At 64.7% G+C, this 19912-nt stretch carries 20 protein-coding genes; 7 read left to right on the plus strand and 13 right to left on the minus strand.

Annotation, left to right across the window (positions count from 1 at the left end):
• Complete coding sequence (locus ACVWY1_RS20265) at positions 1-570, plus strand: LemA family protein (RefSeq protein ID WP_102683652.1); 570 nt, start codon at positions 1-3, stop codon at positions 568-570.
• 6 nt (positions 571-576) lie between these two features.
• On the opposite strand, the gene ACVWY1_RS20270 is transcribed toward ACVWY1_RS20265, so the two are convergent.
• Entirely contained in the window at positions 577-1716 is a 1140-nt protein-coding gene (locus tag ACVWY1_RS20270) for a TDT family transporter (protein ID WP_277505384.1), read from the minus strand.
• A gap of 159 nt (positions 1717-1875) precedes the next feature.
• Here ACVWY1_RS20270 and ACVWY1_RS20275 point away from each other — a divergent pair, with 159 nt between their 5' ends.
• Both ACVWY1_RS20275 and ACVWY1_RS20280 read left to right on the plus strand, forming a co-directional pair.
• Positions 1876-3066, plus strand: coding sequence for an MFS transporter (locus tag ACVWY1_RS20275; RefSeq protein ID WP_258701402.1), 1191 nt, complete (start codon positions 1876-1878; stop codon positions 3064-3066).
• A gap of 131 nt (positions 3067-3197) precedes the next feature.
• The gene (locus ACVWY1_RS20280) at positions 3198-6674 is read left to right on the plus strand and encodes a hybrid sensor histidine kinase/response regulator (protein WP_139673519.1); all 3477 of its coding nucleotides are present in this window, start codon (positions 3198-3200) and stop codon (positions 6672-6674) included.
• Here ACVWY1_RS20280 and rmuC read toward each other — a convergent pair.
• Positions 6646-8004: a DNA recombination protein RmuC gene (gene rmuC / locus ACVWY1_RS20285; RefSeq protein WP_198754057.1), complete on the minus strand. Its 1359-nt coding sequence runs from the start codon at positions 8002-8004 to the stop codon at positions 6646-6648. The two genes, ACVWY1_RS20280 and rmuC, sit on opposite strands and share 29 nt — an antisense overlap.
• A 210-nt stretch (positions 8005-8214) precedes the next feature.
• Positions 8215-8634, minus strand: coding sequence for a tetratricopeptide repeat protein (locus ACVWY1_RS20290; RefSeq protein ID WP_277505392.1), 420 nt, complete (start codon positions 8632-8634; stop codon positions 8215-8217).
• Positions 8635-9571: 937 nt separating this feature from the next.
• On the opposite strand from ACVWY1_RS20290, the gene ACVWY1_RS20295 reads away from it, so the two are divergent.
• The 3 genes from ACVWY1_RS20295 (at position 9572) to ACVWY1_RS20305 (ending at position 11945) form a co-directional block, all read left to right on the plus strand.
• Positions 9572-9796, plus strand: coding sequence for a hypothetical protein (locus tag ACVWY1_RS20295; protein WP_102683648.1), 225 nt, complete (start codon positions 9572-9574; stop codon positions 9794-9796).
• Between the two features lie 244 nt (positions 9797-10040).
• Positions 10041-10523 carry a hypothetical protein gene (locus ACVWY1_RS20300; RefSeq protein ID WP_102683647.1) on the plus strand — a complete coding sequence of 161 codons (483 nt, stop codon included), beginning with the start codon at positions 10041-10043 and terminating at the stop codon, positions 10521-10523.
• A 144-nt stretch (positions 10524-10667) separates the two neighbouring features.
• Positions 10668-11945 carry an OmpP1/FadL family transporter gene (locus ACVWY1_RS20305; protein WP_102683646.1) on the plus strand — a complete coding sequence of 426 codons (1278 nt, stop codon included), beginning with the start codon at positions 10668-10670 and terminating at the stop codon, positions 11943-11945.
• A 43-nt stretch (positions 11946-11988) separates the two neighbouring features.
• Here ACVWY1_RS20305 and ACVWY1_RS20310 read toward each other — a convergent pair whose 3' ends face one another.
• On the minus strand, positions 11989-12918 hold the full coding sequence (locus tag ACVWY1_RS20310; protein WP_277505396.1) for a LysR family transcriptional regulator: 930 nt from the start codon (positions 12916-12918) through the stop codon (positions 11989-11991).
• 115 nt (positions 12919-13033) lie between these two features.
• Here ACVWY1_RS20310 and ACVWY1_RS20315 point away from each other — a divergent pair, with 115 nt between their 5' ends.
• The gene (locus tag ACVWY1_RS20315) at positions 13034-13294 is read left to right on the plus strand and encodes a DUF2798 domain-containing protein (RefSeq protein WP_110701125.1); all 261 of its coding nucleotides are present in this window, start codon (positions 13034-13036) and stop codon (positions 13292-13294) included.
• Between the two features lie 38 nt (positions 13295-13332).
• Here the strand turns inward: ACVWY1_RS20315 and ACVWY1_RS20320 are convergent, their stop codons facing one another.
• The 9 genes from ACVWY1_RS20320 to cobU all read right to left on the minus strand — a co-directional run bounded on the left by ACVWY1_RS20320 (position 13333) and on the right by cobU (position 19911).
• Positions 13333-13884, minus strand: coding sequence for a glutathione peroxidase (locus ACVWY1_RS20320; RefSeq protein ID WP_104445337.1), 552 nt, complete (start codon positions 13882-13884; stop codon positions 13333-13335).
• A 46-nt stretch (positions 13885-13930) separates the two neighbouring features.
• Positions 13931-14053 carry a hypothetical protein gene (locus tag ACVWY1_RS20325; RefSeq protein WP_256205968.1) on the minus strand — a complete coding sequence of 41 codons (123 nt, stop codon included), beginning with the start codon at positions 14051-14053 and terminating at the stop codon, positions 13931-13933.
• Positions 14050-15252 (minus strand): MFS transporter, encoded by a 1203-nt coding sequence (locus ACVWY1_RS20330; RefSeq protein ID WP_110701127.1) that lies wholly within the window; start codon positions 15250-15252, stop codon positions 14050-14052. The genes ACVWY1_RS20325 and ACVWY1_RS20330 overlap by 4 nt, the downstream gene beginning before the upstream one ends.
• Positions 15253-15316: 64 nt before the next feature.
• Positions 15317-15721: a MarR family winged helix-turn-helix transcriptional regulator gene (locus ACVWY1_RS20335; RefSeq protein ID WP_102683641.1), complete on the minus strand. Its 405-nt coding sequence runs from the start codon at positions 15719-15721 to the stop codon at positions 15317-15319.
• 42 nt (positions 15722-15763) lie between these two features.
• A complete protein-coding gene (locus ACVWY1_RS20340) occupies positions 15764-16954 on the minus strand; it encodes a glycoside hydrolase family 5 protein (protein WP_457378681.1) in 1191 nt (396 codons plus the stop codon).
• Between the two features lie 84 nt (positions 16955-17038).
• On the minus strand, positions 17039-17770 hold the full coding sequence (locus ACVWY1_RS20345; RefSeq protein WP_102683639.1) for an adenosylcobinamide-GDP ribazoletransferase: 732 nt from the start codon (positions 17768-17770) through the stop codon (positions 17039-17041).
• Position 17771: 1 nt separating this feature from the next.
• Positions 17772-18341 (minus strand): alpha-ribazole phosphatase family protein, encoded by a 570-nt coding sequence (cobC, locus tag ACVWY1_RS20350; RefSeq protein ID WP_457378682.1) that lies wholly within the window; start codon positions 18339-18341, stop codon positions 17772-17774.
• A complete protein-coding gene (cobT, locus tag ACVWY1_RS20355) occupies positions 18338-19393 on the minus strand; it encodes a nicotinate-nucleotide--dimethylbenzimidazole phosphoribosyltransferase (RefSeq protein WP_457378683.1) in 1056 nt (351 codons plus the stop codon). Before cobT ends, cobC begins: the two co-directional genes overlap by 4 nt.
• Positions 19390-19911 (minus strand): bifunctional adenosylcobinamide kinase/adenosylcobinamide-phosphate guanylyltransferase, encoded by a 522-nt coding sequence (cobU, locus tag ACVWY1_RS20360; RefSeq protein ID WP_102683636.1) that lies wholly within the window; start codon positions 19909-19911, stop codon positions 19390-19392. Before cobU ends, cobT begins: the two co-directional genes overlap by 4 nt.
• Between the last annotated feature and the right edge of the window lies 1 nt (position 19912).

Genomic DNA, 19912 nt, shown 5'->3' on the forward strand with positions numbered 1-19912 from the left:
ATGGACCTTTTCGCCCTTATCCTGCTCGCCGTGCTGATCGGCGTACCGCTGATCGTCATCAGCCTGCACAACGGCATCGTCGGCAACCATAACCGGGTCAAACGCGCCTGGGCCGATGTGCTGACCTATGAGCGGCAGAAGACCAAGGTGCTCGATGCGCTGCAAGAGCAGGCCGGCCTGTACCGCGACCATGAACAAGGCGTGCTGGCCGGAATCACCCGCCTGCGCAGCGCCATTGCCGAGCTGCCTGTCGAGGCGGACGGCAAGACCCTGGCCAAGGCCGAGGACGCAACCCGTTCGCTGCTCGGCGGGCTGCGCGTGGCCTTCGAGGCCTACCCCGATCTCAAGGCCTCGGAACTGATGAACAACCTCATGCGCGAAATCGCCGAGCAGCAACAGAACGTCGGCGCGGCCATCGTGATTTTCAACGGCGAAGTGGAACGCTTCAACAACGGCATCCAGATGTTCCCAGGCTCTCTGGTCAACAGCGTGATGAACAAGCATGCGGCCGTCACCCCGTTCACCGATATCCAAGCCGCCAGCGCCTTCGACTACACACCCAACCTGTAAGGCCGATCAGCGCTGGGCAATGCACGGTGACACGAACAGCTCGCCGCGCCACGCCCCGCGCAGGGTCCGGCTGGCCACCAGCAGCCAGAGCAGCGCCAGCGCCACCACCAGCACCTGGCCGAACACCGTGAAGAAGACCAGGCCCAGCCAGGCGGCCAGTTTCAACGTGGCCAGGCAGTACACGCCCAAGGGGAAGGTGAACCCCCACCAACCCAGGTTGAACGGCATGCCCTGGCGCATGTAGCGCAGGGTGATCAGCACCGCCGTCAGCAACCACCACAACCCGGCGCCCCACAGCACGATACCGGCCACCAGCCCCAGCCCACGGGCCACCTCGCCGAGGCCGCCCAGGCCATTGGCGGCGAACACCGCCGGCGCATCGCCACCGAGCACCAGCATGCCCAGCGCACCGGTACCGATCGGGCCCAGCGCCAGCCAGCTGGAGGCGGCCATGTTGGCCGGCGGCAGTTTGTGCAAGGCCATGCGCAGCATGAGGATGGTGAGGATGCTGAACGCCACCGGCAGCGAAACCGCCCACATCACATAGCTGGTGATGACCACCAGGAACTGTGCGTGAACGTCCGCCAGGTGCGGCGCCAGCAACCCGCCACTGGCGGCGGCAACCTCCGCCGCCACCACTGGCAGCAGCCACACCGCAGTCATCTGATCGATGCTGTGCTCCTGGCGGGTAAACATCAGGTAGGGAATTGCCACGCCGCATAGCAGCGCCAGGCCCACGTCCAGCCACCAAAGCATTTCAACCCACGGCACCACGGCCTCACCCCAGCGCGCCAAGCCGAACACCAGGGCGCCGTTGAGGAGGGTGGCCAGGCCCATGGGGATGGTGCCGAAGAACATCGACACGGTGGAATGCGCGAAAATCCGCCGCGCCTCATTGAAGAACATTATCCAGCGGGCGCCATACAGGACGCAGAACAGGGTAAACAGGCCGATGGTCAGCCACCACAGTCCCTCGGCCACGCTGTCCAATCCCGGCACCTGGACCTGATGAAAGGCCAGGGCCAGCACGCCGGTGCCCATGGTCGCGGCGAACCAGTTGGGGGTGAACTGGCGAATCACTTCGCGGGGATGGGCCAACTGGCTGAACGGGCGCCAGGAAGGCGCGCGGGTCTGGGTGCATGGCATAAGGTGTCTCCTGCCCTTGTGTAAGGTAGAGATATCTTATGCCTGCATAGAATATCTATATAACGGGTAATTTCTCTATCTGTTATCGATTTTAAAGATATAGCAGCCAGTCCGGCACCTGGCATATGCTTGACCGCTGACAATGACAAGGATCAGTCGATGCTCCGCGCCCTGAAAGGCTATCCCACCGCGGTTCGCCTGCTGTTGTTCACCACCTTCACCTTGACCATGGCGCGGGCGATCACACTGCCCTATCTGGTGGTGTACCTGTCAACACACCTGGGCCTGTCGGTCGGCCAGACCGGCCTGCTGGTCGGCGGCGCGATGCTCCTGGCATCCCTGCTCAGCCTCTACGGCGGACACCTGGTCGACACCCTGCGCAGCCATACGCTGATCGTCGCCTGCACCCTGGTGTTCGCCCTGGCCTTCGTCGGCATCGTGGCCAGTACCTCGGCTGCGCCGTTCTTCTGTTTCCTGGTGGTGGCCTACCTGGCCCAGACGGTGGTCGACATTGCCGCCAAGGCCGGGTTCTGCGCCCTGCTGCCAGAGAACCGACGCGGCGAAGTATTCGCCATCAAGTACACGTTCAACAACATCGCCTGGGCCGCAGGGCCGATGCTCGGGGTGATGCTGATAGAGGCGGACGACCACCTGCCGTTCGTGGTGTCGGCCTTGATCGGCCTCGGCCTGAGCCTGGCTTACTACCGCCTGGGCGAACGCAGCTTGCTGGGCCTGCGCGAGGCCGGGCAGGCGGCGAGCTTCGCCCAGGTCGCCCTGGGCATGCTGCGCGACCGGCGGCTGGTCTGCTTCACCCTAGGCGGCGTGCTCAGTGCTGTGGTGTTCGGCCAGTTCACCGCCTACCTGTCGCAGTACTTGGTGGTGACTCAGCACGATCCCGCCGAGGTGGCGCGCCTGGCCAGCTACCTGGTCACCACCAACGCCCTCGCAGTGATCGGCCTGCAGTACCTGATTGGCCGACGCATCACCCGTCAGCGCCTGATGCCTTGGCTGATGGCTGGCATGGCCATGTTCGTTGCCGGGTTGCTGGGATTCTCCGTGGCCGCTTCGGCGCTGGTCTGGTGTCTGGCCATGCTGGTGTTCACCCTGGGCGAGATCATCGTGATTCCGGCCGAATTCATGTTCATCGACCTGATCGCGCCGGAGCACCTGCGCGGGGTTTACTATGGCGCGCAGAACCTCTCCAACCTGGGCGCGGGGCTCGGCCCGATACTGGTGGGCCTGGCGCTGGGGCATGTGGTGCCGGTGACGGTGTTCTATCTGTTGATCGGGTCGGTGATGCTGGCGGCGGTGTTCTACTGGCTGGGGACACACATGGCCCGACAGGCTTAGTTGGCAATACCCGCCCGTCACGGGGCCTGCGACGTCCTGCCACTGCGACCATCGTCGGCGCTGACGAACCGCGCCCTGCGTGCCAGACTGATTGATCGGGACCGCGTTTTCTTTTTTGCTCCGGAGTTTGCATGTCGTTGTCCAGCGGGCTGATCGCCGTGGTTGCCCTGGCCTATATGGCCATCATGTTCGCCATCGCCTTCTACGGCGACCGCCGCAGCACGCCGTTGCCGCCGCGCCTGCGCGCCTGGGTGTACAGCCTGTCGCTGGCGGTGTACTGCACCAGCTGGACCTTTTTCGGCGCGGTCGGCCAGGCCGCCGAGCAGCTCTGGGCGTTCCTGCCCATCTACCTGGGCCCGGTGCTGCTGCTCATCTTCGCGCCCTGGGTGCTGCAGAAGATGGTGCTGATCAGCAAACAGCAGAACATCACCTCGATTGCCGACTTCATCGCCGCCCGCTACGGCAAGTCGCAGAGCCTCGCGGTGGTCGTGGCGCTGATCTGCCTGGTCGGCGTGCTGCCGTACATCGCGCTGCAGCTCAAGGGCATCGTGCTGGGGGTGAATTTGCTGATCGGCGCCAATGCCGACGCCACTGGCAGCCGGGTGCAGGACACCGCGCTGGTGGTGTCGCTGGTGCTGGCGCTGTTCGCCATCGTCTTTGGCACCCGCAGCCTGGACGTCACCGAGCACCACCGCGGCATGGTCCTGGCGATCGCCTTCGAATCACTGGTCAAGCTGCTGGCCTTTCTCGCCGTGGGCGCCTTCGTGGTGTTCAACCTGTACGACGGCTTCGACGACCTGTTCACCCAGGCGCGGCAGTCCGTGCACCTGAACGACTACTGGGAAGAAACCATCAACTGGCCGTCGATGGTGGTGCAGACCGCCGTGGCGATGATGGCGATCATCTGCCTGCCCCGGCAGTTCCACGTCACCGTGGTGGAGAACATCGAGCCCCAGGACATGCGCCTGGCGCGCTGGGTGTTCCCGCTGTACCTGGCCCTGGCCGCGCTGTTCGTGGTGCCCATCGCCCTGGCTGGGCAGATGCTGCTGCCGGGCACGGTGATCTCCGACTCCTTCGTGATCAGCCTGCCGCTGGCCGAGGCCCACCCGAGCCTGGCCCTGCTGGCGTTCATCGGCGGCGCCTCGGCGGCCACCGGCATGGTCATCGTCGAGGCCGTGGCGCTGTCGACCATGGTCTCCAACGACATGCTGCTGCCCTGGCTGCTGCGCCGCAACAACGCCGAGCGGCCGTTCGAGGTGTTCCGCCACTGGATGCTCTCGGTGCGGCGGGTGACCATCGTGGTGATCCTGCTGCTGGCCTACGTCAGCTACCGCCTGCTTGGCTCCACCGCGAGTCTGGCGACCATCGGCCAGATCGCCTTCGCCGCGGTCACCCAACTGACCCCGGCGATGCTCGGCGCGCTGTACTGGAAGCAGGCCAACCGCCGCGGCGTGTTCGCGGGCCTGGCCGCCGGCATCTTCCTGTGGTTCTACACCTTGGTGTTGCCGATCGCCGCCCACAGCCTGGGCTGGTCGCTGCAACTGTTCCCGGGCCTGGCCTGGCTGCACGGCAACCCGCTCAACTTGCCAATCACCCCGCTGACCCAGGGCGTGGTGCTGTCGCTGGCGGGCAACTTCACCCTGTTCGCCTGGGTCTCGATCTTGTCGCGCACGCGGGTTTCCGAGCACTGGCAGGCCGGGCGCTTCATCGGCCAGCAGACCAGCGCCCGCCCCTCCAGCAAACCTTTGCTGGCGGTACAGATCGACGACCTGCTCAAGCTCGCCGCACGTTTTGTCGGCGAGGAACGTGCCCGGCAGAGCTTCATCCGCTTCGCCTACCGCCAGGGCAAGGGCTTCAACCCCAACCAGAACGCCGACGGCGACTGGATTGAACACACCGAACGGCTGCTGGCCGGTGTGCTCGGCACCTCTTCGACCCGGGCGGTGGTCAAGGCCGCCATCGAAGGCCGCGACATGCAGCTCGAGGACGTGGTGCGCATCGCCGACGAAGCCAGCGAAGTGCTGCAGTTCAACCGTGCGCTGCTGCAGGGGGCCATCGAGAACATCAACCAGGGCATCAGCGTGGTCGACCAGAACCTGCACCTGGTGGCCTGGAACCGCCGCTACCTCGAACTGTTCAACTACCCCGACGGGCTGATCAGCGTCGGCCGGCCGATCGCCGACATCATCCGCTACAACGCCGAACGCGGCCTGTGCGGCCCGGGCGAGGCCCAGGTGCATGTGGCGCGGCGCCTGCACTGGATGCGCCAGGGCCGCGCCCACTCTTCCGAACGGCTGTTCCCCAATGGCCGGGTGATCGAACTGATCGGCAACCCGATGCCCGGGGGCGGCTTCGTCATGAGTTTCACCGACATCACCCCGTTCCGCGAAGCCGAGCAGGCCCTGCGCGATTCCAACGAGGGGCTGGAGCAACGGGTCGCCGAGCGTACCCACGAACTGTCGCAGCTGAACCAGGCGTTGACCGAGGCCAAGAGCCGCGCCGAGGCGGTCAGCCAGTCCAAGACTCGCTTCCTTGCCGCCGTCAGCCACGACCTGATGCAACCGCTCAACGCCGCCCGGCTGTTCTCCGCCGCCCTGTCGCAACAAGCCGAGGGCATGAACGACGAAGCCCGGCAACTGGTGCGGCACATGGACAGTTCGCTGCGCTCGGCCGAAGAGCTGATCAGCGACCTGCTCGACATCTCGCGCCTGGAGAACGGCAAGGTCACCCCCGACATCAAACCCTTCGCCCTCAACGAGCTGTTCGATACCCTCGGCACCGAGTTCAAGGTACTGGCCGCCGAAAAAGGCCTGGAGTTCCGCCTGCGCGGCAGCCGCCTGCGGGTCGACAGCGACATGAAGCTGCTGCGCCGGGTGCTGCAGAACTTCCTCACCAACGCCCTGCGCTACGGCAAAGGCCCGATCCTGCTCGGCGCCCGACGCAAAGGTGAAAGCCTGTGGCTGGAAGTATGGGACCGCGGCCCTGGCATCGCCGACGACAAGCTGGCGGTGATCTTCCAGGAGTTCAAACGCCTGGACAGCCACCAGACCCGCGCCGAAAAAGGCCTGGGCCTGGGCCTGGCGATCGCCGACGGCCTGTGCCGGGTACTCGCGCACCCACTGGAGGTGCGTTCCTGGCCGGGCAAGGGCAGCGTGTTCCGCGTCAACGTGCCCATCGCCCGAAGCCCCGCGCCCGCGACGCCCGCCCCCGTGGAACAGGCCGGCCAGCCGCTGGCCGGTCTGCAGGTGCTGTGCGTGGACAACGAGGACAGCATCCTCATCGGCATGAACAGCCTGCTCAGCCGCTGGGGCTGCCAGGTGTGGACCGCGCGCAACCAGGCCGAATGCGAGGCGTTGCTGGCCAAAGGCCTGCGCCCGCACCTGGCGTTGGTGGACTACCACCTGGATGACGGCGAGACCGGCACCGGGCTGATGGGTTGGCTACGGGCGCGTCTGGGCGAGCCGGTGCCCGGCGTGGTGATCAGCGCCGACGGGCGCAACGAGACCATCGCCCTGGTCCATGCCGCGGGCCTGGACTACCTGGCCAAGCCGGTCAAGCCGGCAGCCCTGCGCGCCCTGCTCAATCGACATCTGAGCCTGGTTCAGTAAGCGCCTCGTCGGTCAGGGCGCGCTCGACCAGCTCGGCCGGCAGGCTCTTGCTGGCCCGGGCGCCGAGCAGCTTGAGCTGCTCGCTGCGGCTGACCAGGTTGCCGCGCCCCTCGCACAGCTTGTTGCGTGCCGCGGCATAGGCCTTGTCGACCTGGGCCAGGCGGGCGCCGAGCTCGTCCAGGTCCTGGATGAACAGCACGAACTTGTCGTACAGCCAGCCGGCGCGCTCGGCGATCTCGCGGGCGTTCTGCCCCTGGCGTTCCTGTTTCCACAGGCTGTCGATCACCCGCAGGGTGGCCAGCAAGGTGGTCGGGCTGACGATCACGATCTGCCGGTCGAAAGCCTCCTGGAACAGATTGGGCTCAGCCTGCAGCGCCGCCGAGAAGGCCGCCTCGATGGGCACGAACAACAGCACGAAGTCGAGGCTGTGCAGGCCCTCCAGGCGGTTGTAGTCCTTGCTCGACAAACCCTTGACGTGATTGCGCAGCGACTGCACATGCTGCTTGAGCGCGGCCTCGTCGTTGTTGCCGACGAACTGCTGGTAGGCCGTGAGGCTGACCTTGGCATCGACCACCACCTGTTTGTCGCCCGGCAACATGATCAGCACGTCAGGCTGGAACCGCTCGCCATCGGCGCTCTTGAGGCTGACCTGGGTCTGGTACTCGCGCCCCTTCTCCAGGCCGGCGTGCTCCAGCACCCGCTCCAGGATCAGTTCGCCCCAGTTGCCCTGGGTCTTCTGGCCCTTGAGTGCCTGGGTGAGGTTGGTGGCTTCGTCGGACAGGCGCAGGTTGAGCTGTTGCAGGCGCTCGAGCTCCTTGCCCAGCGAGAACCGCTCACGGGCTTCCTGCTGGTAGCTTTCCTCGACACGCTTCTCGAAGGCCTGGATACGCTCCTTGAGCGGGTCAAGCAATTGGCCCAGGTGCTGCTGGCTGGTCTGGGCGAAGCGTTGTTCGCGCTCGTCGAAGATCTTGGTGGCCAGGTCGGCGAACTGGGCGCGCAGGGTGTCACGGGCTTCCTGCAGGTCTTCCAGGCGTTGCTGGTGGCTTTCCTGCTGCTCGCGCAACTCGGCCTCCAGCCGTGCGGCCTGCGCCTCCAGGCGGCGCAGCTCGGCCTCACGGGTGGCGCGCTCGAGGTGCCAGGCGTGGGCGGCATCGCGGCTGTTGTCGCGGTCGATCTGCAGCAACTCCAGCTCACGCCCCTGGGCGGCTAGCTGGGTCTGCTTGACGGTGTTGGCCTCGCTGAGGTCGCTGATCTCGTCACGGCTGGCCTCCAACTGCGCCTGCAGGCCGGCCTGGGCCAACTGCGCGGCGGCAAGGCGCTCTGCAAGCAACGCTTGCTCGGCCTTGCGCGCACCCTGGCCGCGCTGTACCTGCATGACCCAGCCCAGGCAAGGCACGGCACCTGCCACCAAGCCCAGCAGAATGCTGGTCAGATCCACTGTCATGCCTACCCCGATCGAACACTGATTGATGCTGCGCAGCTTATCAGGCTGCTGACGCGGTTGCCTGTGCAGCCCTGTCGCGGGCAAGCCCGCGCCTGTTCAGGCGGGGAACCACTGACGCAACAGCCGCCGCGCCTCCTGCGAACCCTGCCCCGCTGCCAGCTCCAACCAGTAACGGGCCTGTTCAGGCTCCTGGGCCTGGCACAACCGGCCAAACTCCAGCTGTGCCCGACGGTCGCCGGCACGGGCCGCCTGACGCAACAGCTCATGACCGATACGCCGGTCGCGGGCATTGCCGCAGTCCCGGCAGAGCATCTGCCCCAGGCGGCTTTGCGCCACCACCACGCCCTGGCGCGCCGGTTGCTTGAGCATGCGCCCGGCCAGGTGCTTGACACTGGGCTTGTCGCCCAGGTGCGGGCTGTCGAGTAGCCACAGGGCCACTTTCAGGGAAAAGCGCTTGGGGGACGGCAGCGATGGAGAGGCATCAGGACTGGCGAAGTGTTTACCGCGAAGCTTCATGACCAACAGCAAGGGTGACTCGAGAGGCGCGCCACTCTACTCGATTTTTCGCAAACTGGCCCGGGCGACTTTCGGCTGATCGACATTTTTTTCGATGATTTTTTCTTGACGTTTTCACGGTGAAAATGCCCGTGCCAGACCGCGCCACCCATTGTCGGACAATCGACAAAACAGCTGGCACGCCCGTCCTAGAGCAAGCGCCCGGGACAATCCACAGAACCTGTGGATAAGTCGGTGGACAACCCCTGAAGGCAGCCCGCAAACCCCTGTGAAATGGGGCTTTCAGTCAAACTGTCGATTTTTTCACCAGCAAAAATTAGTGTTTTTTTTCATTGACTTAAGCCCTTAGTCAAGTCATTGGCGAGCCTTCCACAGGATGTTGCTAGAGCGTTACAAGTCTCCGGGCGAGTGTGTACAAGTGCACCAACAAACGGCACGACTGCGCCCGAAAAGGGTACATCCAGACAATTGCCGGGGTATTTCCCCCTCTTCACAGCAGGTGCAATAGGCGACATAATGGTCGGCTTACCGCAAGAAATAAAAACTTGCCAACCCTTGAATGTTCGCGTAGGGTTGCGCCCTGTTAGTACCCAGCTGAAGTCATTCTGGCCACTTAGTCCCTACAGCCCGACGCTCAAGACGAGCAGGCGCTGCCCCATCGGGACCGGCCCATTCGATGATTCACTCGGCAAACCCTGCCCAGCACGAATCACGTTTTCAGATTGATCAGGATCTTCCCCGATGCCCAGAACCCTGGTGTCGGTGTGCTGCCTGCCTTCTGTCGTACCTACCAGTCAGCCCAGCGCCATTTATTGCATGCGCCCCTCTGGCTGCCCTGTTCCAGTCAGGTTCTGCGTCTCCTTAATAAAGACGTCACTGGAACGTTTCTATTGTGCACGGATCAATCACCGTGTCTTACGCAGGAACATCCAACAATATGAGTAACCATCAACAAATCCAGGCTGCCTTTGGCACCCTTTCCCAGGCCTTCGCTCCACTCAAGTGCCTTATCGTTGCCCCACGCAAGGGCAGCTTCAGCTTCACCCTGGTCGACCAATACGGTGTCGCCTGCCACAGCGAGCGCCTCTATCCGGAACAATACAACCGGGCCGAGCCGCTGCAGGCTGTCATCGAGCGTGCGCGCCAGTCGTTGACGGCATGAATGAATGAGGGGTAATTCGCGTCATGAATACACCCTGCACGCGCCAGCCTGAAGGTAATTGGCTTAATCGCCAGCGGGCATATGCTCCGCGCCTTCTGGCTGCAATCGATTTAAAAACAGCCCTTTACACCACAGTTATCACACTACACTTCAACTCGAGCGGCACCTGCCGCTTCCGGCGGGCCTGACCACTCACCAGCTGCCAAGCTCCAGCGCCCGTCGGCCCTTTTCGTAAGAGGCCATCATGGGCATCGCTGCGAACGAGTTGAGTCGATACGTGATCCGACCGACCCTGATCTACCTGGGCCGCCACTGCGACAGCGCAGAAGCTTTGTTACTGGGCGTTGCTGCAAGCCAGTCGGGGCTGGGGGCTGCCCTGCATGACCGACGCGGCCATGGGCTTTACCGGATCGGTGAGAATCGTCACCGTTGTTTATGGGACGAATACCTCGCACGCGACCCCGAACTGGCCAGCCTGGTCCGTGGCCTGGCCAGCCAGCACGCCTTCCTCGGTGGCCCGCACCTCGAACTCACCGTCAACCTGCGCTATGCCACCGCCATCGCCTGGATGCTGATAGAAGAGCAGGCCACGCCGCTGCCGGCCGCCGACGATCTATTGGGCCTGGCGCGGATCTGGCGGCAGACCTTCCACCCCCAGGGGCGCCTGCGGGATTTCACCCACGCCTGGCACCAGTGCATCGAGCCGATGCTTACCCACGCCTCCTGAACAGCCACGTCCTACAACCGGAATAAACGGAATTTTGGTCGGATTGTCCTACAAAACCGCTCTATCTCCTGCGTTCTAGCCTATAGCGCAGCGCGACATTTGTTGGTAGCGTTTCGCCCCGGAGATCCCAAGGAGTTTCTAATAATGAAAAAAGTTATGCTCAAAACCTCTCTCGGCGTTGCCGTTGCCCTCGCTTCCAGCCAATTGCTCGCCAGCGGCTTTGCCCTGAACGAACAGAGCATCAGCGGCATGGGGACAGGTTTTGCGGGTCGTTCTTCTTCTGCCGAAGATGCCAGCACCGTGTATGGCAACCCGGCGGGCATGTCCCGCCTGAAGCGCGATCAAATGACCGTTGGCGGTGCCGCGGTCATCGCCAAGTCCGATATTTCCGGACGCGGCAGCAACAAAGGGGGGGAAATGGACGGCGACATGGTGCCTCTGGTCGGCGTGCCGATGGGTTACTACGTCAAGTCCATCGATGACCACTGGAGCGTCGGTTTCGGCGTCTACGTGCCATTCGGCCTGGTCACCGACTACGGCAGCGACGATGCCGCGCGCTACTGGGGCAAGAAAAGCCATGTTCAGGTCGTGACCTTCCAGCCGACCGTGAGCTATGCGTTCAACGACAAGGTCTCGATCGGTTTCGGCCCGACCATCAACCGCATCGAGGGTGAACTGGGCTCCAACCTGGCCAGTATCTCGCCGCTGCGTCCGGCCGATGGCGAAGTTAAGATCAAGGGCGACGACACCGCGGTTGGCTACAACATCGGTATCCTGGTGCAGGCCACCGACCGCACCCGCGTCGGCCTGACCTACCACTCGATGGTCGACTACAAGCTCGAAGGCAAGACCAAGGTCAGCTACCCGCTGCTGGGCCTGGACGGCAACAAGTTCGATGCCACCCTGAAGATCAAGACCCCCGAGTCGGTGGACTTCTCGGTAACCCACGAGCTGGACGACCAGTGGACCCTGTACGCAGGCAGCACCTGGACCCGTTGGAGCCGCCTGGAGAACATCACGGTCAACAACGAAGTGCCGGCAGGCCCTGCCGGGCAGTTCGCGACCATTACCGAAGAGCAGAACTGGCACGACACCTGGGCTCACGCCATTGGTGCCTCGTACAAGGTCAACAAGGAATGGGTCCTGCGTACCGGTTTCTCGGTTGACCAGTCGCCGACCAACAACACCAACCGTTCGCCGCGCATCCCCACTGGCGATCGCAAGATCTTCAGCATCGGTGCCGGTTGGAGCCCGTCCGACGACATGACCATCGACGTGGCCTACTCCTACCTGTGGGAAGAGGACACCAAGGTCAACAACCAGCCACACAGCCTGACCGAGGCCGGCCTCAAAGGCAGCTACCAAGCCAAGTACGAAAACAGCGCCCACGGCATTGGTGCTTCGCTGACCTACCGCTTCTGAGTGTCACCCGCGGCATGAAGAAACCGCCCTCGTGGCGGTTTTTTCATGCCTGCACGGGCCATTGTTCACCCAGGCACTGTTGCAGGTATTCCATGAATACACGCACCTTGGTCGTCAGCGCAAAGCGGTCGGCCAAGCATAGATAGACATCCATCGGTTCAGTCCGCGCATAAGCGTGGCCACCGCCATTGTTTTCAAACAACGGCACCAGCCGGCCGGCATCCAGGTGCGGACGCACGACGAATTCCGCCAGGCGAGTAATGCCGCCATCGTTCAGGGCCATCTGGGTCAACGCATCGATGTCGTCACTGATCAATACCCTGCCGAATCGGGCCTCGAAACGCAGCCCGTCGCGCATGAAGCCCCAGGGCAGCAAGCGCCCATCCACCGGGTAGCGGAACACCAGGCAACTGTGGTCTTGCAGGTTTTCCGGGGTAGCGGGCCGACCAGCGCTGGCCAGGTAGCCAGGTGACGCGCAGCAGACAAATGGAATACGGGCGATATGCCGGGCCAGCAGGTGGTCTTCCAACTGCGGGGTGATGCGCAGGCTGACATCCACATCTTCGAGGGCGTGATTGACCTTGCGATCAGCCATCACCAACTCTATCGAAAGCAGCGGGTAACGGGCGCTGAATGCCGGGATCAACGGCGCCAGCACATGCCGGCCGAAGGCCGAGGTCGAGGCGATGCACAGCCGCCCTTGGGGCTCGCTGTCCGGGGTGATAACCACCTGCTCGGCCTGGGCAAGGTCGCGCTCGATATGCCGTACACGCTCGTAGTACAAGCTGCCAGGCGGAGTCAGGGCCATGTTGCGGGTAGTACGGGTCAAAAGCCGTACCTGCAGGTGTGTCTCGAGCCGTGCCAGGTTCTGGCTCACGGCCGCTGGAGTAAGTCCCAGGCTGCGGGCTCCACCGGCGATGCTGCCAGCCTCGACGACCTTGATGAAACTGCGGATGGCGTTGAGTAGGTCCATGGGATGCCTGGCTGATTCGTAAGTTTCTCTTTATAAAGAACTCACCAATCAAGGTCTACAGCACCTCGCACAGCCGTTGCTAACCTGCGCATCCACCCATCATCGAGGAAGTACCATGACTGGATTCGCTACCCCGCGCCGCCGACGCAAGCTGCACCGAGGCACAACGCCCTATGTTTTTGCTTTTTACATGTCAGCCATCATGGCACTGCTAATGTGCTTTGTGATTACCGCAGCCAACGGCGGGATCGATGTCGACTACCTGCACAATGTGCTGAAGGCTTATCAACTGGCGATGCCAGTGGCGTTTTTCTGTGTGCTGATGGTTCGGCCTGTAGTCCTCCGGCTGGTGTCACTGACTGTACACCCTGAATAACGCTAGGCCAGACACCCCGCGCCTATTCCTGAACGCCTTCAAGGCTGCGAAGCAATCGCCTTGTCGATCGCCGCCTTGAACGCCGGATCATCCGGTTTGGTCAGGCTGGAGAAGTTACCGATCACCTTGCCCTTGCGATCCACCACATACTTGTAGAAGTTCCACTTCGGCGCACTGCTCTGCCGAGCCAGTTCGACAAACATCGGGATCGCATCCTTGCCACGAACAGCCTGGGTCTTGGTCATGGTGAAGGTCACGCCATAGTTGGCGTAACAGACCTTGGCGGTCTTCTCGCTGTCGGCGTCTTCCTGCTTGAAGTCGTTGGACGGCACGCCGAGCATTTCCAGGCCCTGCTCGCGGTAATCCTTGTAGGTCGCCTCCAGGCCTTCAAACTGCGGGGCGAAGCCGCAATAGCTGGCGGTGTTGATCACCACCAGCGGCTTGCCGGCGAAGCGCTGGCACAGGTCGATCTGCTCCTTGCCGCGCAGCTCGGGCAGGCTGCCCTGGAGCAGCGCCGGGCAGTCCGCCGCCCAGCTCGAAGTGGCGGCGGCCAGGGCCAGCAGGGGTAGGGTCAGCCAGCGGGCATGCATGATATCGGTCTCCTGCACATGATTCCTTGACTGTGCAGGGTAGCGCTTAACACAGGCTCATGCCCAACTGCATCAGTGCCAGGCCGCCCTTGTGCCAGCCCCACCACACCAGCGCCAACACCAGCACTGCGGCAACCAGCAGCAGGCCGCGGCCGAGCAGGCGGTTCATGCCGTCTGGGCCTGCAAGCGGGCGACCGGGCGTTCGCGCACCGGCCAGTTGAGCGCCGCGGCCAGCAGGCTGAGCAGGATCGAGATCTGCCACACCAGGTCATAGCTGCCGGTCTGGTCATACACCACGCCGCCCAGCCAGCCGCCAAGGAACGCACCCAGCTGGTGGAACAGGAACACGATGCCGCCGAGCATCGACAGGTTGCGCACGCCGAACAGCGTGGCCACGGTGCCATTGGTCAGCGGTACCGTGGACAGCCACAGCAGGCCCATGGCGATGCCGAACAGGTAGGCGCTGTATTGGGTCACCGGCGCCCAGAGGAAGAGCACGATGACCACGGCGCGCAGCAGGTACAGGCCGGTCAGCAGGCGCGGCTTGGACATGCGCCCACCCAACCAGCCCGCGGTATAGGTGCCGACGATGTTGAACAGGCCTACCAGCGCCAGCACGGTGGTGCCGGTAGTCGCCGGCAGGTGCTGGTCGACCAGGTAGGCCGGCAGGTGCACGCCGATGAACACCACCTGGAAACCACAGACGAAGAAGCCCAGCGCCAGTAACCAGAAACCGGAATGCGCGCACGCTTCACGCAATGCCTGGCCGAGGGTCTGCTCGGCGCCATGGCTGGGCAGCGGGCGGTCGCGCAGCATGCCTACGAACGGCACGATCAAGGCCACCAACAGGCCCAGTACCAGCAAGGCTGTCGACCAGCCCAGCCACTGGATCAGCCCCAGGGTGCCTGGGAGCATGGCGAACTGGCCGAAGGAGCCGGCGGCGCTGGCGATGCCCATGGCCATGCTGCGCTTCTCCGCCGGCACGGCGCGGCCGACCACGCCGAGGATCACCGAGAACGAAGTACCGGACAGGCCGATGCCGATCAGCAGGCCGGCACTGAGCGACAGCGACCAGGCCGAATCGGCAAAGGCCATCATCGCCAGCCCGACTGCGTAGAGAATGCCGCCGATGACCACCACCTTGGCCGCGCCCAGGCGGTCGGCCAGGGCACCCGTGAACGGCTGGGCCAGGCCCCAGATCAGGTTCTGCAGGGCAATGGCGAAGGCAAACACCTCGCGGCCCCAGCCGAAATCGGCGCTCATCGGCGCCAGGAACAGGCCGAAACCATGCCGCACCCCCAGCGACAGCGCGAGGATCAGCGCCGCCCCCAGAAGTACCCAACCGCTGCTCCGCCAAAGGGAAGTCATTGTCGTTGTCTCCAGCCCATCGCAAGGTTTATGCGGGTATATACCCGCTTTTAATCGGCGTGTATCAGGCGAGTTGCTCCAGCAAGCGCACCAACTCGTCGCGCTGCCCCTCACCCAGCCGCTTCACCAGTTGCGCCTGGGCCTGCTGCCAGGCCGGGTAGGCGGCATCCAGGCATGCCCTGCCCGCCTCACTCAACAGCACCACACGGTTGCGCTGGTCTTCTCCGTCGGCCAGCCGCACCAAGCCCTCGGCCTCGAGCACCTTGAGGTTGCGACCCAAGGTGCTGCGCTCCAGGCCCATGGCCTCGGCCAGGCAGGTGATACTGGGGCGGTCGAGGCGCTGGACATGACGCAGCAGGGAAAACTGGGCGACATTGATGCCGAAGCCGACAAGGGCCTCGTCGTAATGCCGGCTCACCCCACGGGCGGCACGACGTAGATGGGTACAGATGCATTCACTGGTCAGCATGGATACGTGTATATACCCGCATCAACGACGTTGCAAGACATTTCAAGGGGTGATTCCGGGCTGCAGCCGCCGACGGATCGGCTCGAACTCCGCCGCGGCCTTGCGCACCAGTGGATCAGGCGCTCCCGTGTCGATCGCCTGCCAGTACCGCCACGGCACCTTGGCCGAACCCAGTTCGTAGTCCATGCCGTCCCAGCTGTCTTCGCGAAAGCTATAGAACGCCCAATGCAACTGCTGGCGGTCAAGCACCGTGAGGACGTCCTCCAGGTACTGCCGACAACCGGGCAGGCGGCGCATGCAACCGAACTCGCCAACCACCAGGCGCGAACGCGGCAGCTTGATGGCATCGGCCCAATCGACCGGTTGTTGCAGGTAGCGCGCGACTTGCCCGGCGTCCCACTGCTGCGTCTTCCCGGCGAACGGTACCGGCCCCGGGTAGGCGTATGGCTCGCGCCGCGCCAGGTTCGGCGCACTGGTGGCGGCATAGGGCTCGTACATATGCACGCTGTACAGCACGCGCTCGCCCTCCAGCGCCGCGGGCCAGTAGCCGAAGGCGTCGGCAGCAGCGTACCAGCCGGCATCGACCATCACCGGCGTCTTGCCGTCGACCTCGCGGATCGCCGCCAACAGTTGCCGATAGAGCGCAGGCAGGTCACGCGTCCCGCCCTGCTCGCTGACGTACCATCGCTTCATCCGGGCAAGATCGGCATGCTCGGCCAGACCACCCTGCTTCTCAGGCGCAGGCTCGTTGACGAGGTTGTAGGCGGCGATGGCCGGGTGATCCTTGAGCGCCAGGGCAACATCACGCCAGAAACGCGCGGACTGGGTCCAGAAACGCTTGTCGTGCCACAGCCGGTCGTCGAAACGGCCCTGGTTGTTCTGCGCCCAGCGCATGCCAGGCAGCGACAGTGGCGTAATGACCACCTTGAGCCCAGCGGCGTGGGCGCGGTCTAGCACTTCGACCAGCTGCCGCAGATCGCAGGCAGCCAAGCCTTGGTAATCGTCGGCATTGCCCAACAGGAAATCGCGCTTGGCCGGCTGCCATTTGTCGTACGACAGGCGTACCCAGCTGGCACCGTAGCTTTTCAAGGCATCGAAGTAGGCCTGGTCCGGGGGCAGGCGATTGAAGCTGTTGCCGCCATGGCGAGGTGTATCCCAGAAGTCGATCAGGTCGGCGGCGTTGGCGGGCATGCCGGCAAGCACAAGCAGGCCGGCGAGGATCCAGTGGTGCATGCGAGGCATTCCTGGTGGTTGGCGAGCGAACGAGGATAGAACAAGTGCTTGGTATGGTTTTCCGTTTTCCCCGCAGGATGCGACCTACTGCAACGCCAGGCCAAGCACCACCACCAGTTCCAGCAACTCGAGCAGTGCCCCGGCGGTGTCCCCAGTGGTCCCTCCCAAGCGCTTGCACATCACCCGTCGCAACCAGGCGAACGCCACTGCCGTCAGCAGCAACACCCATAGCACCGACCAGCCGCCCAAGGTGACGCAGAGTGCCGCGCTGCCCAGCAACACCCACGCGGCGCCGCGCCGCGGCAGATGCTCGGCCAGTGCCGACCCGAGCCCACCGGGCCGCACATAAGGCGTACCGAGGAACAACCCAAGCAGCGCCGCCCGCCCCACCACCGGCGCCAGCACCAGCAGGCCACCAGCCCCCCGCTCGACCAGTACCCACAGGGCACAGAATTTGAGCAACAACACCAGTACCAGGGTGACCACGGCGATCGGCCCGCTGCGCGGGTCCTTCATGATCTGCAAGGTGCGCTCGCGATCGCCGAACCCACCCAGCCAGGCATCGGCGCTGTCGGCCAGGCCATCCAGGTGCAGCGCGCCACTGAGCAACACCCACAGCGCCAGCAGCAAGGCCGCGTGCAGAGGGGCCGCCACGCCATGCAGCAGCTGGCTGGCCAGCCACAGCAACACACCGAACAGCAGCCCCACCACGGGATAGAACAGCAGCGAACGCCCCATTTCCTGTGGCGCCGGCATGCCCGGCAGGCGCACCGGCAGGCTGCTGAGAAACTGCAGGGCAATCCAGAACGGCAGCATCTCAGCGCACCTCGCGCAACTGACCGTCTTCAGCCACGGCCAGGCGCACCAGCGCGCCATGGCCGACCTCGACCTGCAACAGTTGCTCACGTGGCAGCCCGCGTGCACGCGCCAGCAGCAAGCGCATCACCCCGCCATGGGTCACTACCAACACCCGTTTGCCGGCATGCTCGCGGCGCAGGCGCTCGACCGCAGCCAGCACCCGTTCGGCAAAGACCAGCACCGGCTCGCCCGCAGGCGGGGTGAACGCATACGGATCACGCCAGAACAGCCCCAGGGCATCAGCATCGGCCTGCATGATCTGGGCGGCGCTCTGCCCTTCCCAGTCGCCGAAATGCAGCTCACGCACACCGGTCTCACGCTGCACCGGCAAGTTGACCCGTGCCCCCAGCTCTTCGGCAAACGACGCGCAACGCTGCAACGGTGAGCTGACCAGCACGTCCCAGGGGCCGGCATCGGCGACAGCATGACGCATCTGTGCCCAACCACTTTCGGTCAGGGCATCGTCGAGGCTGCCGCGCAGGCCGCCGCCGAGCTCGGTCTCGCCATGACGCAGCAGCTCGAGAATCATACCGGGCGATCCGCCACCGCGGCCTCGGCAAAGGTCGCCATCTGCCCGTGCAGGGCGCAAGCCAGGCGAATCAGCGGCACCGCCAGCGCCGCGCCGCTGCCCTCGCCCAGGCGCAGGCCCAGGGCCAGCAGCGGCTCGGCCTCCAGCGCAGCCAGCAGGGCCTTGTGGCCTGGCTCGGCGCCCTGGTGGGCAAACAGCAGCCACGGGCGGCATTGCGGGTTGAGGCGCACCGCCACCAAGGCGGCGACACTGCAGATGAAGCCGTCGACCAGCACCGCCACGCCATGCTGGGCGCAGGCCATGTAGGCACCTGCCAGCGCGGCGATTTCAAAGCCGCCGACACAGGCCAATGCCTGCAGCGGCTGGTCAGCACGCAGGCCGTGCAGCACCAGGGCGCGCTCGATCACCTCGGCCTTGTGGCGCACACCGGCGCTGTCCAGGCCGGTGCCCGGGCCGCTCAGCTCACGCGCCGGGCAGCCCAGCAAGGTACTGGCCAGGGCGGCCGCGGCAGTGGTGTTGCCAATGCCCATTTCACCGCCGATGAACAGCTGGGCGCCGTTGTCGAGCGCGCGCAAGGCACTGTCGCGGCCGGCCTGCAACGCCGCCGCCAGTTGCGCGTCGGTCATCGCCGGCTGGCGGGCGAAGTTGGCGGTACCGGCGCCCAGGCGCAGGTGGTGCACGCCTGGCAGGTGCAGGTCCGCGTCGATAGTGCCGAGGTCGACCACCTGCAGCTCGGCGTCCAGCTCGCGCGCCAGTACGCTGATCGCCGCGCCACCGCCGACGAAGTTGCGCAGCATTTGCCCGGTCACCGCCTGCGGATAGGCGGAGATGCCCTCCTCCACCACGCCATGGTCGCCGGCGAAGATCGTGATGGCGACCCGCTCCAGGCTGGGACGCTCGCGCCCTTGCAGGCCGGCCAGGCGTACCGCCAGGCCTTCGAGCTGGCCGAGGGAACCGGCCGGCTTGGTCAGCTGTTGCTGACGGGCGCGGGCCAGGTCCATGGCGGCGCTGTCGAGGGGTTGGCAGGCGTCACGCCACCACATCGGGGTCATAAGGCTGGTCCTTTGAGCATGAGAGGGAGGCCGGCGACAGTCAGCACCACGCGCTGGCAGCGTTCGGCCACGGCCTGGTGCAACGTGCCTGCCAGGTCGACATAACGGCGGGTCAGTTCGCCCATGGGCACCACGCCCAGGCCGGTTTCGTTGCTGACCAGGATGATCGTGCCCGGCAGTTGCGCCAGGCTGGCGAGCAGCGCGTCGCGCTCCTGCGCCAGGCGCTGGTCATCCTCGAGCATCAGCAGGTTGGTCAGCCACAGCGTCAGGCAGTCCACCAGCAGGCAGCGCCCTTGGGCGGCTTCGGCGTGCAGCACGGCGGCCAGCGCCACGGGCTCTTCCACCAGCCCCCAATGGGGCGGACGCCGTTCGCGGTGCAAGCGCACGCGCTCATTCATCTCGCCGTCCAGCGGCTGGCTGGTGGCGATATAGGTCACCGGCAGGCCGCTGGCTTCGGCCAGTTGCTCGGCCAGGCGGCTCTTGCCCGAACGGGCGCCGCCGAGGATCAGGCTGTGCATT

It is taken from the genome of Pseudomonas sp. TE6288 (assembly GCF_054062095.1).

Excerpts from the sequence above, each read along its gene's own strand:
- ACVWY1_RS20280 (WP_139673519.1), top strand. The coding sequence starts at position 3,198 with ATGTCGTTGTCCAGCGGGCTGATCGCCGTGGTTGCCCTGGCCTATATG.
- cobU (WP_102683636.1), bottom strand. The coding sequence starts at position 19,911 with ATGCACAGCCTGATCCTCGGCGGCGCCCGTTCGGGCAAGAGCCGCCTG.
- ACVWY1_RS20340 (WP_457378681.1), bottom strand. The coding sequence starts at position 16,954 with ATGCACCACTGGATCCTCGCCGGCCTGCTTGTGCTTGCCGGCATGCCC.
- ACVWY1_RS20305 (WP_102683646.1), top strand. The coding sequence starts at position 10,668 with ATGAAAAAAGTTATGCTCAAAACCTCTCTCGGCGTTGCCGTTGCCCTC.
- ACVWY1_RS20345 (WP_102683639.1), bottom strand. The coding sequence starts at position 17,770 with ATGCTGCCGTTCTGGATTGCCCTGCAGTTTCTCAGCAGCCTGCCGGTG.
- ACVWY1_RS20300 (WP_102683647.1), top strand. The coding sequence starts at position 10,041 with ATGGGCATCGCTGCGAACGAGTTGAGTCGATACGTGATCCGACCGACC.
- ACVWY1_RS20320 (WP_104445337.1), bottom strand. The coding sequence starts at position 13,884 with ATGCATGCCCGCTGGCTGACCCTACCCCTGCTGGCCCTGGCCGCCGCC.
- ACVWY1_RS20275 (WP_258701402.1), top strand. The coding sequence starts at position 1,876 with ATGCTCCGCGCCCTGAAAGGCTATCCCACCGCGGTTCGCCTGCTGTTG.
- ACVWY1_RS20290 (WP_277505392.1), bottom strand. The coding sequence starts at position 8,634 with ATGAAGCTTCGCGGTAAACACTTCGCCAGTCCTGATGCCTCTCCATCG.
- ACVWY1_RS20330 (WP_110701127.1), bottom strand. The coding sequence starts at position 15,252 with ATGACTTCCCTTTGGCGGAGCAGCGGTTGGGTACTTCTGGGGGCGGCG.
- ACVWY1_RS20335 (WP_102683641.1), bottom strand. The coding sequence starts at position 15,721 with ATGCTGACCAGTGAATGCATCTGTACCCATCTACGTCGTGCCGCCCGT.
- ACVWY1_RS20265 (WP_102683652.1), top strand. The coding sequence starts at position 1 with ATGGACCTTTTCGCCCTTATCCTGCTCGCCGTGCTGATCGGCGTACCG.
- cobT (WP_457378683.1), bottom strand. The coding sequence starts at position 19,393 with ATGACCCCGATGTGGTGGCGTGACGCCTGCCAACCCCTCGACAGCGCC.
- cobC (WP_457378682.1), bottom strand. The coding sequence starts at position 18,341 with ATGATTCTCGAGCTGCTGCGTCATGGCGAGACCGAGCTCGGCGGCGGC.
- ACVWY1_RS20270 (WP_277505384.1), bottom strand. The coding sequence starts at position 1,716 with ATGCCATGCACCCAGACCCGCGCGCCTTCCTGGCGCCCGTTCAGCCAG.
- ACVWY1_RS20295 (WP_102683648.1), top strand. The coding sequence starts at position 9,572 with ATGAGTAACCATCAACAAATCCAGGCTGCCTTTGGCACCCTTTCCCAG.
- ACVWY1_RS20310 (WP_277505396.1), bottom strand. The coding sequence starts at position 12,918 with ATGGACCTACTCAACGCCATCCGCAGTTTCATCAAGGTCGTCGAGGCT.
- ACVWY1_RS20325 (WP_256205968.1), bottom strand. The coding sequence starts at position 14,053 with ATGAACCGCCTGCTCGGCCGCGGCCTGCTGCTGGTTGCCGCAGTGCTG.
- ACVWY1_RS20315 (WP_110701125.1), top strand. The coding sequence starts at position 13,034 with ATGACTGGATTCGCTACCCCGCGCCGCCGACGCAAGCTGCACCGAGGC.